This is a genomic window from Paraburkholderia sp. RL17-337-BIB-A (assembly GCF_046025895.1).
Classification (GTDB): domain Bacteria; phylum Pseudomonadota; class Gammaproteobacteria; order Burkholderiales; family Burkholderiaceae; genus Paraburkholderia; species Paraburkholderia fungorum_C.
Genome location: NZ_JARESY010000002.1, coordinates 1 through 12,017, shown reverse-complemented (window position 1 = coordinate 12,017; position 12,017 = coordinate 1). Strand labels below are relative to the sequence as shown.

Below are 12,017 nucleotides of genomic sequence, written 5' to 3'. Positions count from 1 at the left end.
GACATTGCGCTCGTGCACGATGTCATCTGCCCAGACAAGGGCCAGCGGGCGTGCGGGCGCGGCCAGCGCGCCCGGCATGATCGTTGCGACGTTATTTGGGAAGGAGGTCCGGCGCATTATTGCGCCGGCCGTTCCCATCAAATACGTCGGGAGACAGCCATGCATCACACCGTGATTGGTTTATTCGACACCTATTCTCAGGCAGAAGCCGCGCGCGACACGCTTGTACAGACCGGTTTTGCACGCGAAACGATCGAGTTGCAGGCGAATCCGGAACCCTCCGTGGGCTCCGCAACCGATGAGGTTGCCGGCTCCGGCGTGCTCGCCAATATCGAGCGCTTTCTCGCGAGCCTGTTTTCGACCGGTTCCCGCGCGCCGGACACGGCACGCTACGCGGAAGCCGTCCGCCGTGGCGCGGTGCTGGTGTGCGTTAGCGCGGCCAGTGAGTCGCACGCGGAACTTGCTCGTAATACCTTGACGAGGCTGGGCGCGACTGACATCGGCGAGCGCTCGCCCGCCTGGGACACGCAGCCGGAAGCGAGTCGCGATCATTCGATACTCGACGAACTCGGCATTGGCGCAGTGACACCCGGCACGCCGCATAGCTCGAGCGCGGCGGCGCCGGGCGGCGCCACGCCAGGCGCCACGACGTCCGCTTCGACCGCTCGGCCCGCGACCACGGCCGAGCCACTCTATCCGGCGCCGCTCATGGGCACTGACGCCGAGCCGTTCGTCCCGCCGCCACTGGCTGAGCGGCCGGTGCGCGATCCGGTCAACGAGCCAATCATCGATCCGCTGGTCGGTGACGCAGGACGCAGCGCGATCGCTGCCGGTTCGATGCCGGGCTCGGGCGCGATCTTGCAGCCCTCGGAAGTCGTTTCCGAAGCGGGGCAGCCGACCGCGGGCTTAGGCGGTCAGATGCCGAACGAGTATCTGGAATACGAAGAGGATTTCCGCGCCCATTACGACGAGCAATATTCGGCCGACAATGCGCGCTATGAAGATTACGTGCCGGCCTATCGCTACGGCGCCGAGATTGGTCAAGACGCGCGTTATCGCGACAGGCCATGGGACGACGTCGAGCCGGAAGCCCGGCGTCATTGGGAAACCACCTCGCCGGACAGCACGTGGGAGCGCTTCAAGCTCGCCGTACGTCACGGCTGGGAACGGGTAACAGGACATCACCACGTCTAGGCAGACGCGGTGGTAACGCCGGCGATGCCGCGAGGTCGCGACAACGTCGGCGCCTGGAAACTTAGGCTTTCGCGAAGTCGCCCGAAGTTGCCGTCAGGCAGCGGCATTCAGTTTGACCCACGCGACGTAGCGGTCGACGAAACTCTGCAAGAACTTACGGATGCCGTCGTTCGCGATCTCGCCTTTTTCGTTGATGACCGCCGGGTCGTGCTTGATGAACACTTCAGGCTGGCCGAGCGTGGGGACGTCGAGGTAGGCCAGCACATTGCGCAGATGCTGTTGTGCGAGGGCCGTTCCGGTCGCGCCGACCGAGGTGCCGAGCACCGCGGCGGGCTTCTTGCTCCACGAATTGGTGCCCCACGGGCGCGAGCCCCAGTCGAGCGCGTTCTTCAGGACACCCGGAATGGAGCGGTTGTACTCGGGCGTGATGAATAGCAGGCCGTCGGCGGCTTCGATGCGCTGCTTCAGTTGTTTGGCGACTTCAGGATAGTCGGCGTCGTAGTCCTGGCAGTAGAGCGGCAAGGAGCCAATATCGATGAACTCGAACGTGAAGTCCGCGGGGGCGAGTGAAATCACGGCTTGCGCCAACTGGCGATTGAATGACTCGCGGCGCAGGCTGCCGACGACCACTGCGATGTGATGGGCCATGTTCGCTTCCTTAGGTGAGGCGCTTGACGCGCGGAAGGGTATGAACTGTCCATCATAGGCAAAAGCCGCGCGCGAATTGCGAAGGCTGGTACAAAAACGCCATCTTCTGGCTGCGCGGGACCAGCATGGCAGGTCACTACCGGTGGATAACCCGCTGGCGCCCAAAGTTATCCACAGATTCACTGAATAACCTTGTGGATAACTGGTACTTTTGCCTTGTCAATCAAGCATGCTTCCGGCTTAGGACGTTTTGAGGCAAACCGGCGTTTTTTCACCCACTTCATGGAGGATCCGGCAATGAGTCTGAACTATGCAGGGAAGTCGCACGACGAAGCCGTAGCCGCTCGAAAGAAGGAAAAGCAGCGGTCACAGGAGCAACCCGGGGGCGAAATGGCTGTCGACGGGACGGAAGCGGACGCGGTTCATAGCAGCGGCGAGCTATCCGAACGGGGCAAGGCAGTGTGGCGCCAGGGCAATGGCATCGACGGCGGCGGGAAGATCTGATCGCCGCGGTGGCGACAGGGATTGATGGCGGGCCGCGTGATTCGCGCAGCCCAACAATTTTTCACGTGACGCCACGGCTGGCCGCCGGGCGTCGGGGGAATCGCGTGTTCTCAGACGACGCGTCACCCGCGTCTTATGCCTCCGGGACGGCGATGTCCCCGTCCACAAGCTGCCAACCGTATGTCTCGGCAAATAGTTGGGCAGCGTCGGCATTCTCAAAAAATGGCATGTCCGCATGGCCCTGAAAGGGGTAAATCACGCGTTCGTCGCTCAAACGGATCACTTTCAACGTCGGCACCGTTCCGCTGGAAGTGCGACGCGACGACACCGCGACCTGATAGTTCGCGCGGCCAATGAGCGGCGTGGAATGCGCGCTCTGCGAGCGCCTGGAAACATGGCTTGCCATCGGTGCTCGCATCAGAGTCCGGCGATCGACTCGCCGGCAACCATGCCGTCGATCACTCGCTCCGCGTAACTGGCTGATGCAATCCGCGCGTCGCCTGCCGCGCCGAATGGCGAACGGCTCGGCACGCGGAAAACGCGGCTGCTGGTCAAGGTGTCGTCGGTGCCGCGCCGGCAGATTCGCACTGCGGCGTCGAAGCCCGAGTCGTAGTGGCGGGCGCCATCGGGAGAACGCGGCTGGTGCGGATATACCAGCGGGTAAATCTCCAGGCCCCGGTAGCTTCTGATCGTATTGCTCATGGTGGTCGTCTCCGGTGAAGGATCTCGCTTGAAGCATCGCTTTGGGTTCGGCGTGACACCGGCGAGTCGCGGCGTGCCAGCGAAAAACAAGGTATAGGTCGACGATGCGCGTAGACAGCGGCCGCTTCTGGCCGGCCGCGCCGAGGACATCGCAAAACAAGAGTAGAAGGAAAGGACCCCGTTCGATTCAGGGCGCTGTGATGAGAGGCTGATGCCTGAGAAGCTGCGTAAAGACGCGCAGAAGAACTGCAAGCTGTTGGCTCACTGTAACACGTTAGAAGAGTGAGCATTAGACGCATTTACATGCCGGGCGCGGGTGTTGCTTCGGACTACCGCGTATTGCGTACTGCTTTCTGTCCAGTCCTGCTCGAACGCCGATGGAGCAGGCCTGCGGCCATGTTTCGCGGATGCGTTGCACGCACGTCGAACGGTTGGATCAATGAAAAAGGGGCGCCTTTAGCGGCGCCCCTTTTTGGACTTCGAGACCATTCTCGTCAACAAACTACAGCCGGTCATATAACCGGCGAGTCCCTCAGACGATTAGTTGCCGAAGAACACATTGCAATACGATGCCGGGCCGTTGCATTGTGCCGGTGCAGCCGCTTGGGCTGCACCCGAGGCTGCGGCAAACAGAGCGACGGAAGCGATCAGGATGGAAAGAATGCGTTTCATGGTGCTACTCCTCTTTGGCGTTTGGTTCGCGATCGGTGTGATCGATGGAGTGAAGAATAGCGATTCAGCGTGCACCTAAAAACAGCGAAGACTAGAAGATATTTTTTCAAGTAATGCAATAATCTGAGATTCGCCGTTTATGGCAGATTGCGACGTGCCTGGCGGCACGTCTAGCGCATGGGCCTTAGCTCAAAGTTCACCGTCGCAGCACTGATTTCATTTTTCGCAATAATGTTTTCGCGGCTGTGAAATTGTCATAAAACGCGTTGCGGCGCGACTAAGGTCGTCAGGTCATCCTTTTGCTGGCGGCATATGTTCAATACTGATTCGCTTGCGCAGGAACGCGCGGGAGAATGGCGCACACGCCCCAGAACCGCGCGAAGATTCCCACTTGCCTATGAGCCACAACGATTCAGAAGAAAACCTGCGGCAACCACGAGCGCGGCGAGGGAGCCAGCCATGGCGCAAGTAAGCGGGCCGGCGCTCGACGATCCCGTCTATCTGACGCAACTGCGGCGCGACCTGTTGCGCTTTGCCCGTTTGCAACTGCGCGATGCCGCTGCCGCCGAAGACGCGGTCCAGGAGGCTTTGGCCGCCGCCTGGACGCAAGCCGACCGGTTTGCCGCGCAATCGGAACATAAGACGTGGGTGTTCGGCATCCTGCGGCACAAGCTCGTCGACACCTTGCGCGCCCGGCAGCGCACGGTGAACCTGTCGGCGCTCGAATCCGAAATAGACGGCGAGGCGCTGCTCGATCGCGAGCTCTTCAAGGACAACGGCCACTGGTCGCGCGAGGCCAAGCCGCAACCCTGGCCGGCACCGGAAACCGCGCTGCGTCAGCAGCAATTCTGGACCTTGTTCGAGATGTGCCTGGAACACCTGCCCGAACACATAGGGCGCGTGTTCATGATGCGCGAATTCCTCGATCTCGAAACCGAAGCGATCTGCGCAGAACTGCAAATGACCGCCAATCACTGCAGCGTGCTGCTTTACCGCGCGCGACTGCGCTTGCGCACTTGCCTGAGCGAAAAGGGCCTGTCCAGAGAGGATGCGAATGGGGAAGTGTAAGAACATCACGCGCCTGTTGTCGGACGCGCTCGAGCGCCCTTTGACGACCGGCGAATGGGTCGCGATCCGGCTGCATCTGCCAACTTGCAGCGGCTGCCGCAGTTACCGCAAACAGATCCGTCTGTTACGCGTGGCTGCGCACACGGCAAGCGGGATTGCGACGCCGGGGGTAGGCGGCCGCGAGGATTGAGCGGCGCCTGGGCGTCTGGGTGTCTGGACTTGAGCGGCGCGTCGAACGACGGCCGCGCGGGCTATAGCGGACGGCGACTGCACTGAACGTCACCTTCAGCTATTGGCTCGTTTAACGCTCGCCAGGCGGCGTGTTCTGGTAACGCTCGAAGAAGCTGGCGTGCGTCGCTTCATCGACGGAAACGGGATGCGCTTCGGCACGCGCCGGATGTTTGGCCAGCTGCGCACGCGTGCGGATCGGCCGATGCTGGAAATTGCCGCCGCAGTTCGGACACACATTGCGCAGCGTGCTGAGCGCACACACTTCACAGAACGTGCATTCGTACGTGCAGATCATCGCGTCGGACGCGTTCGGCGGCAGTGATTTGCCGCATCCTTCGCAGGACGGTCTCAGTTCAAGCATGGTGGCTCCGCGTTGACTGGGGTACGAGGTGCGGGACTGCACCTCGCTATGCCGAAGCAGTGTAAGCGGACAGGGTCATGCGGAATGGACAGCGGAGCGTCAATTCCTGCCACGCCTGCAATCCCTATGCGGGGCTCAGGTCAGCACGGTCCACAACACGAACGTCAATGCAAGGCCAACAACAGAGACGATGGTCTGCAGCACGGACCAGACCATCACCGTCTGCTTCAATTGCAGGCCGAAGTATTCGCGCACCATCCAGAAGCCCGCATCGTTCACGTGGCAGAAGAACACGGAACCGGCGCCGATAGCGAGCGCCATCAGCGAATTGTGCGTGGCGCTGAGACCTGCGACGACGGGCGCGACGATACCGGCGGTCGTGGTAGTCGCGACCGTCGCGGAACCGGTGGCCTGCCGCAGCGCCACGGCGATCAGCCACGCCAGCAGAATCAGCGGCATGTGCGCGCCAACGGCGATCTTGCCGATCGTCGTACTGATGCCGGCCACCACGAGCGCCTGCTTGAGTCCACCGCCTGCACCGATCGTCAGCAGCAGCGCGGCGATCGGCGGCAAGCTCTTGCGCAGAATGCCGCCGACCCGGTCGCGCGCCATGCCGCGCGACCAGCCCAGCGCCACCACCGCGAACAGCACGGTGAGCCCGAGCGCAACCAACGGCTCACCCAGAAAATTGAGCGCGTTGAACAGGAAAGTCTCGGGTTGAAGCAGAAGTTTGGCAACGGTGCGGCCCAACATCAGCACGACCGGCAACAGGATCGTGCTGAGCGAGATCGCGAAACTCGGCGGCTCGCCGGTGTTTTGTGGCGCGGTGAAAAGCTTGCCCATTTCTTCCGGCTCGACCACGTGCATCCGTTTCGACAACCAGATACCGTAGACCGGGCCCGCGAGAATGACCGCCGGAATCGCCACGATCAGACCGAGACCGAGCGTCAGGCCGAGGTCGGCGTGCAGCGCGCTCACGGCGATCAGCGGACCCGGGTGCGGCGGCAGCAGCGCATGCAGCGTGGTCATGCCGGCGAGCGCGGGAATCGCAATCCGCAGGATCGGCTGCTGCGAGCGGCGCGCCATCACGAAGATGATCGGCACCATCATCACCAGACCAACCTCGAAGAAAAGCGGCAAGCCGACGATGATCGCCACCAGCGCCATCATCCACGGCAGCGTGCGTGGCGTGGAATGTTTGAGGATGGTCGAGACGAGCCGGTCGGCGGCGCCCGATTCGGCCATCAGCGCACCGAGCATCGCGCCAAGCGCGATGATGATGCCGACGTCGCCGAGCAACGCACCGGCGCCTTTGCTGAACGCGCTGGCTACCGCTTCCAGCGGCAGACCGGCCGAAAATCCCGCCGCGAACGTGCCGACCAGAATCGACAGAAACGGTGCGAGCTTCAGCACGCTGATGAAAATGATGATCAGTGCGAGCCCGAGCGCGCACGACAAAATCAGTTGAGTGTCGTGGGATGACCACGGCGCGAGTGTTGTCGTCAGATGCACGATGTCCCTTTTTTCGATTGACGCAGCCGCAACTGCGCGCGGATGACGGATTGTAGCGGGACGCAGCGCCTTCACGGAGCCTGACACGCAACGAGGCAGCGCCGGTGTTCGCGCAGGCGGCCGGCGCGAACTTCGTCTACACCGCTTATGAAATTCCGACGCCGCATGCCGAAGGCATCCTCGTCCATCAGGACGCGCCGATCAAGACGCTGGCCGATCTAAAGGGCAAAAAAATCGCATTTAACAAAGGTTCGGATGTTCACTGGTTTCTGGTCGCCGCGTTGCAGAAGAACGGCGTGAAGTACAGCGACATCCAGCCCGTTTTTCTGGCGCCCGCCGATGCGCGCGCGGCCTTTGAACGCGGTGCGATCGATGCATGGGCGATCTGGGATCCGTTCCTCGAGGCGGCAAAACGCCAGTCGAATGCCCGCTTGCTTGCCGACGCCGAAGGTATCGTGAGTCATCATCAGTTCTTCCTGAGTGCGCGGCCGTTTGCGCAGCAAAACGGTGACGTGCTCGCGATCACGATGGATGAGGTGGGTAAAGTGGGAGCGTGGGTACGCGGCCATTACAGCGAAGCAGCCGCTCAGCTCGCGCCGATTCAAGGGCTCGACGCAGGCGTGATCGAAGCGGGTTTGCGGCACTACGCGCACATCTACAAGCCCGTCGACGCGAACGTACTTGCGGAGCAACAACGTATTGCGGACACGCTTAGCAAACTGCACATCATCCCGACGAGGATTGTGACGAAGGACGCTGCGTTGCCTGAAAAGACTTAAGGCATTGAGGCACTTGAGCCGTGATGTTTCGACGCTTAGGCGAATAGCGCTTCGACATTCTCCGGCGGACGGCCAATCACGGCTCGCCCGTTTCGCACGACGATCGGACGTTGCAGGAGGATGGGATGCTTTGCCAGTGCTTCGTATAACTGAGCGTCGTTCAGCGTGGGGTCCGAAAGTTCGAGTGCTTTGTATTCAGCCTCGGTGTCCCGGATCATCTCGCGGACTGTGCAGCCTAGCTGCGCGTTGAGTTGCTTTAACTGCGCGACGGTAAGCGGCTGCTTCAGGTATTCGACGATTTCCGTAGCTTCGTTTGCGGTGTTGTAGGTGCTAGCGATCAGGTCGCAAGCGGCTCGCGATTTTGAACAACGGGGGTTGTGGTAGATCGTGATCATGGTTGGTTGGAAGGCGTTGGTTGGGTGGAATGCAGGGTGGAGTTTGGCGGGGATTTTAGCGGGTGGGGGGAGGTCGGTGGGCGCATAGGTCGGACATAGCGGTCCGGCGGGTCGGTGCGATTTCGTTTGGTTGGGAAGGGGGCTTGGTCTCTTGAAATGGTGTCGTTCGGTTTATGCGCATAAAGCGCCGGCCGGCTGAGGTGGTCGCATCTCTTTGCGACGGTGCGCGCCACGCTGCGGTAAGCCTCGTTTCATACTGTGCGGTTAGCCGCTAGACGCATGAGCTGTAGACAGCAGCGCTTGACTCAACAGACGGTGTCAGTTCGTTCGTCATTTCCCGACTTGATAGCTGCCTTTCCTGGCCGAGGAAAAGGTCAAGCCCGAAACCGCGAAGCGGTGCGCCGGAGGTACAGGCTTAAGGCTCGACTGGCTCGAGAGAATCATTCCCATAGTCGGGACTGGACGATATCCCTGCTGACATTGTCTGACTGGTCGAGTACCAGCTAACACCCCCCAGCTATCCCGATCGCTTAGCGTCATATCACCTGTGCGCGACCATCTCACTCTTTCTCCTTCAACCCGTCGTCCCCAGGGATCCTCCCGGGCACCGCTAAACCAGTCACCGCCTATAGCCACCTCGCAGCCACACGTCGAAACTCGCCACCGCCCACAGCCTTTATGCGCATAAACCTAAGCCAAACGGCTAATTCTTCTCGCGTTTACACAAAAACAATTGAAATGCGAATTCATCCAGGTAAAATCCATCTGCGTCTAAAAAGAGGAGGTGAAGATTGGCAGCAGAAATCATCGCGGTAACTCAGCAGAAGGGTGGGGTCGGGAAGAGCACAATCGCGATGCACCTCGGCGCTGCATTCCATGAGAAAGGCAAGCGCGTCCTTGTCGTAGACGCAGATGGTCAAAACACTCTGGTCCACTGGGCCAGCGCATCTTCAGACGGCGAAACCGGCATCCCCTTTCCGGTCGTCAATCTCTCCGAAGCCGGCAGCCAGATCCATCGTGAGATCAAGAAGTTCGTGGCGGACTACGACATCATCGTCGTCGACTGTCCGCCTTCCATCACCGAGAAAGTGTCCGGCGTCGTGTTGCTCGCGGCGAGCGTCGCGATTATGCCGACCTCGTCGTCACCCGCCGATTACTGGTCGAGCGTCGGACTAGTGAAGCTCGTGCAGCAAGCTCAAGTGATGAACGAGGACCTGCGCGCAGTCTTTCTGCTGAATAAGACCGAAGAGAAACGGATGCTGACGCGCGAACTGAAGCGCGCGTTGGAAGAACTCGGTTTCCCACTGCTCAAAACCCAGATCCCGACGCGTGAAGCCTATAAGCAGGCAATGGCGTTAGGGCAGACAGTCCTTCAGATGAACGATCGCGGCGCCAAGCTCGCCGCCATCGAAGTACGGGCATGCGCCAACGAGATCGCCGCCCTGCTCCCCTGAATTTATGCGCATAAAGGACCCTGAATGAAACCCTCCCAATTCGCCAAAGGCTTTCAAGCACGTCCTGATACGACCAGCAGCGAAAAGCGAACCGCTCTCGATCGTCTGAATGCGATTGACGGTTTGGTCAAGAATGGCACCCAGACTGGCGATGTACCGAGCCGCAGCCTCCAACCGGTCATGTCGCCGGACATCGCGGAAGTCGATACCGCCGATAACGCCAATGAGTCGGCGGCCTACCGTGCGTGGCGGATCGAGCACGCATACCGGCCGGGCCAGGTTATCGAGCTCGCGCTTAAGACGATCAAGCCGAGTCCGTTCAATCCACGCCATTTCTATCTGAAGTCATCGATTGCCGAGCTTGCCGTCAATCTCGCGAAGCAAGGCCAGCAGCAAGCGATTCACGTCATTCCCGATTACGACAATCCCGGCACCTACTTCGTCAGCGACGGTGGCCGGCGTGTGCGAGCGCTGAAGGAAGCCAACAACGAAACGGTGAAGGCGACCGTCATCGATCTGCCGATCGGCATCCAAAGCTATAAGCTCGGCTACGACCTCAACGTCCAGCGCGATTCGCAGACGGTGTTCGACAACGCCGTCGTCTGGAAACGCTTTCTCGACGATCGACATTTCCAGAGCCAGAAGGAGCTCGCCGAACATCTCGGGCTAGACGAGTCGACCGTCGCGGTCGCCTTGTCGATTGCGAAGCTTCCCGAGGCGGTGATGCATGAGATGGTCGCGAGACCCGACCGCTTCGGCTCGAACATGGCCTATCAGGTGGGCCGTTATCACACCGCCCGCGGCGCTGAGGCGACGCTGCGCCTGATCAACAAAATTCTCTCGGACGACCTGAGCACGCGACAGGTCGCGGACATTGTGAAGGGCAGAGCAAGCGCACAGGAAAGCACCAAGCCGGTGGGACGGCAGCGCTATGCGCAGCGTCTGGAAATCAAGCTCGGCGGTGTCGCAGTAGGTGATCTGAAATCGTACGGCGACGATCGAATCGAACTGCGCCTGAAGGGCCTCACGCGCGAAAAGCGTGACGACATTCTTCGACAGATTGAAAAGATGCTGAAGTAACAGCAGGGAAAGTATCAGGCGGAAAGAGTCGGCGGCGCACGAGAGTGGCCGCCGTTTTTCTTGACAATTATGCCGCGCGCGATTGGCTCAGCGTGAAGGCGAGCAAGTCGCCATCGGTGGGTTCGCCCCATGTTTTGCGAGCCAGCCAATCGAAGAACGCCGTTTCAACGATCTTCGAATCCAGCCCACGACGGCGCCAATCATCTCGCATGTGAGTGCCGAGATCCGGCAGCTGATCTTCCTCAAACGACTTCCGCGCGATCTCCCGCTCGGACTCACCTTGCTCGTCGTAAAGCTCGCGCGCTTCCTTACGGCGATACGCCGAGTACTCGCCGAGCAGACGTGCTTTCAGATCGTCCGCCGGCGCCGCCACGGCGGCCTTACCACCGCTGCCGGACGGCAGCGCTTCGACCGGCGGCGCATAGCCTTTCTTCAACGCATCCTTGAACAGCGCGGGCGCGCTGCGCACAGCCGGCAACGACGTGCTGCGCATGCGTTGCTCGGTCATTTGCAGCGCTGCGCGAATCCGGTTTTCCTCACTATCGGCGTACAGCGTTTGCGCTTCCTTCAGCGGAATGCCGATCTTCACCATCCGGTCGACCAGTGTGCTGTCGAACACGTTCGGGTGTTCGTCGAGTGCAAGCATGGGTTGCTTGCGCTCGGTCACACGGAACTGGATCTCGGCGACACGCCGCCCTTCCCGGTGCTCGATCAACTCGACGAAGATGTTGGTGACAGCATTCACCTCGGCGATGGCCGGGCGCAGATAATCACGTTTGAAGTACTTGTACTCGCGTTTCGCCTCGTCGCCCGCTTCCGTATCCGGTGTGCCGGAGAGGATAGGACGCCACCATTCCCATGTTTCCCGCATCGTAAGATGGCTCGGGTTGGTCAGATAGCGAACGCAAATCTCGTAAAGTGCGAGACCCGCGCTACTGCGCAACTGGCTTTGGAACTGCAGACTCAGGCGCGCGTACTGAACCGGATCAAGCAGCTTCTTCTTGATCTTCGGCGCAAACGAGAACTCCACCCAGACGCGGCGGGTAGTAGGGTCTTCGAGAATTTCCGCGTCGGCAATCAGCGTGGAAATACCCCACTTACGGCCCGGCTTCTGACTGGACGTGCCCGTGCTCCATTCAACCTGCACCGACACCATGCGCCGCAGATGCTCCTTGACGAGCGCCGTGTCGTTCGAATCGAACGCCGAATTGGCGACGATGTCCGACAGCAGGGCCCGATAAGTGTCACCGGACTCGTCCGCTTGCTGAGCAACCGCGAGCAGCACGTTGAATAGCTTGCGGGTGAGGAGCGTGATCTTGCCGCTCTTGGGCTGAATCGCAATCGCCTCGACGGCCTTGCGCAATTCGGCTGAGCTCGGGCTGACTACATCGGTCTTCTTCGCGCGCTTCGTGGCCAT

14 protein-coding genes and 1 pseudogene are annotated in these 12,017 nt (G+C 60.7%); 7 read left to right on the top strand and 8 right to left on the bottom strand.

All coding sequences use genetic code 11. From position 1 onward, the window contains the following. Window positions 1-159 precede the first annotated feature (159 nt). Window positions 160-1,194, top strand: a complete 1,035-nt coding sequence (locus tag P0D84_RS21050) for a hypothetical protein (protein ID WP_408340018.1) — start codon at window positions 160-162, stop codon at window positions 1,192-1,194. 93 nt (window positions 1,195-1,287) lie between these two features. On the opposite strand, the gene P0D84_RS21045 is transcribed toward P0D84_RS21050, so the two are convergent. Continuing rightward, window positions 1,288-1,842: an NADPH-dependent FMN reductase gene (locus P0D84_RS21045; RefSeq protein ID WP_408340016.1), complete on the bottom strand. Its 555-nt coding sequence runs from the start codon at window positions 1,840-1,842 to the stop codon at window positions 1,288-1,290. Window positions 1,843-2,139: 297 nt separating this feature from the next. Between P0D84_RS21045 and P0D84_RS21040 the strand changes: the two genes are divergently transcribed. Beyond that, window positions 2,140-2,346, top strand: coding sequence for a hypothetical protein (locus tag P0D84_RS21040; RefSeq protein WP_408340014.1), 207 nt, complete (start codon window positions 2,140-2,142; stop codon window positions 2,344-2,346). Between the two features lie 133 nt (window positions 2,347-2,479). Here P0D84_RS21040 and P0D84_RS21035 read toward each other — a convergent pair whose 3' ends face one another. The 3 genes from P0D84_RS21035 to P0D84_RS21025 all read right to left on the bottom strand — a co-directional run bounded on the left by P0D84_RS21035 (window position 2,480) and on the right by P0D84_RS21025 (window position 3,720). Continuing rightward, window positions 2,480-2,752, bottom strand: coding sequence for a DUF6723 family protein (locus P0D84_RS21035; RefSeq protein ID WP_408340012.1), 273 nt, complete (start codon window positions 2,750-2,752; stop codon window positions 2,480-2,482). An 11-nt stretch (window positions 2,753-2,763) separates the two neighbouring features. Then, complete coding sequence (locus tag P0D84_RS21030; RefSeq protein WP_179739894.1) at window positions 2,764-3,048, bottom strand: hypothetical protein; 285 nt, start codon at window positions 3,046-3,048, stop codon at window positions 2,764-2,766. 540 nt (window positions 3,049-3,588) lie between these two features. Beyond that, the gene (locus tag P0D84_RS21025; RefSeq protein ID WP_408340009.1) at window positions 3,589-3,720 is read right to left on the bottom strand and encodes a hypothetical protein; all 132 of its coding nucleotides are present in this window, start codon (window positions 3,718-3,720) and stop codon (window positions 3,589-3,591) included. Window positions 3,721-4,179: 459 nt separating this feature from the next. Here P0D84_RS21025 and P0D84_RS21020 point away from each other — a divergent pair, with 459 nt between their 5' ends. Both P0D84_RS21020 and P0D84_RS21015 read left to right on the top strand, forming a co-directional pair. Then, on the top strand, window positions 4,180-4,788 hold the full coding sequence (locus P0D84_RS21020; protein WP_408340007.1) for an RNA polymerase factor sigma-70: 609 nt from the start codon (window positions 4,180-4,182) through the stop codon (window positions 4,786-4,788). After that, entirely contained in the window at window positions 4,775-4,978 is a 204-nt protein-coding gene (locus P0D84_RS21015; RefSeq protein ID WP_408340005.1) for a zf-HC2 domain-containing protein, read from the top strand. Before P0D84_RS21020 ends, P0D84_RS21015 begins: the two co-directional genes overlap by 14 nt. A 111-nt stretch (window positions 4,979-5,089) precedes the next feature. On the opposite strand, the gene P0D84_RS21010 is transcribed toward P0D84_RS21015, so the two are convergent. Further along, the gene (locus P0D84_RS21010; protein ID WP_408340003.1) at window positions 5,090-5,380 is read right to left on the bottom strand and encodes a DUF1272 domain-containing protein; all 291 of its coding nucleotides are present in this window, start codon (window positions 5,378-5,380) and stop codon (window positions 5,090-5,092) included. A 135-nt stretch (window positions 5,381-5,515) separates the two neighbouring features. Then, entirely contained in the window at window positions 5,516-6,892 is a 1,377-nt protein-coding gene (locus P0D84_RS21005) for a GntT/GntP/DsdX family permease (RefSeq protein ID WP_408340001.1), read from the bottom strand. 92 nt (window positions 6,893-6,984) lie between these two features. Here P0D84_RS21005 and P0D84_RS21000 point away from each other — a divergent pair. Then, a pseudogene (locus tag P0D84_RS21000) lies at window positions 6,985-7,671 on the top strand (ABC transporter substrate-binding protein); the annotation flags it as partial. 35 nt (window positions 7,672-7,706) lie between these two features. On the opposite strand, the gene arsC reads toward P0D84_RS21000, so the two are convergent. Further along, window positions 7,707-8,066, bottom strand: a complete 360-nt coding sequence (gene arsC / locus P0D84_RS20995; protein WP_408339999.1) for an arsenate reductase (glutaredoxin) — start codon at window positions 8,064-8,066, stop codon at window positions 7,707-7,709. A gap of 791 nt (window positions 8,067-8,857) precedes the next feature. Between arsC and parA the strand changes: the two genes are divergently transcribed. Beyond that, a complete protein-coding gene (gene parA, locus P0D84_RS20990; protein ID WP_054034704.1) occupies window positions 8,858-9,520 on the top strand; it encodes a ParA family partition ATPase in 663 nt (220 codons plus the stop codon). Window positions 9,521-9,544: 24 nt separating this feature from the next. Beyond that, window positions 9,545-10,600 (top strand): ParB/RepB/Spo0J family partition protein, encoded by a 1,056-nt coding sequence (locus P0D84_RS20985; protein WP_408339997.1) that lies wholly within the window; start codon window positions 9,545-9,547, stop codon window positions 10,598-10,600. Between the two features lie 67 nt (window positions 10,601-10,667). On the opposite strand, the gene P0D84_RS20980 is transcribed toward P0D84_RS20985, so the two are convergent. Continuing rightward, window positions 10,668-12,017: replication initiation protein (locus P0D84_RS20980; protein ID WP_323045013.1), on the bottom strand; the 1,350-nt coding region annotated here is incomplete at its 5' end.

What these genes read in the sequence shown, in the direction of transcription:
- P0D84_RS21040 (WP_408340014.1), top strand. Translation starts at nt 2,140, where the DNA reads ATGAGTCTGAACTATGCAGGGAAGTCGCACGACGAAGCCGTAGCCGCT.
- P0D84_RS21030 (WP_179739894.1), bottom strand. Translation starts at nt 3,048, where the DNA reads ATGAGCAATACGATCAGAAGCTACCGGGGCCTGGAGATTTACCCGCTG.
- P0D84_RS20985 (WP_408339997.1), top strand. Translation starts at nt 9,545, where the DNA reads ATGAAACCCTCCCAATTCGCCAAAGGCTTTCAAGCACGTCCTGATACG.
- P0D84_RS21015 (WP_408340005.1), top strand. Translation starts at nt 4,775, where the DNA reads ATGGGGAAGTGTAAGAACATCACGCGCCTGTTGTCGGACGCGCTCGAG.
- P0D84_RS21025 (WP_408340009.1), bottom strand. Translation starts at nt 3,720, where the DNA reads ATGAAACGCATTCTTTCCATCCTGATCGCTTCCGTCGCTCTGTTTGCC.
- P0D84_RS21035 (WP_408340012.1), bottom strand. Translation starts at nt 2,752, where the DNA reads ATGGCAAGCCATGTTTCCAGGCGCTCGCAGAGCGCGCATTCCACGCCG.
- P0D84_RS21050 (WP_408340018.1), top strand. Translation starts at nt 160, where the DNA reads ATGCATCACACCGTGATTGGTTTATTCGACACCTATTCTCAGGCAGAA.
- P0D84_RS21045 (WP_408340016.1), bottom strand. Translation starts at nt 1,842, where the DNA reads ATGGCCCATCACATCGCAGTGGTCGTCGGCAGCCTGCGCCGCGAGTCA.
- arsC (WP_408339999.1), bottom strand. Translation starts at nt 8,066, where the DNA reads ATGATCACGATCTACCACAACCCCCGTTGTTCAAAATCGCGAGCCGCT.
- P0D84_RS21010 (WP_408340003.1), bottom strand. Translation starts at nt 5,380, where the DNA reads ATGCTTGAACTGAGACCGTCCTGCGAAGGATGCGGCAAATCACTGCCG.
- P0D84_RS21020 (WP_408340007.1), top strand. Translation starts at nt 4,180, where the DNA reads ATGGCGCAAGTAAGCGGGCCGGCGCTCGACGATCCCGTCTATCTGACG.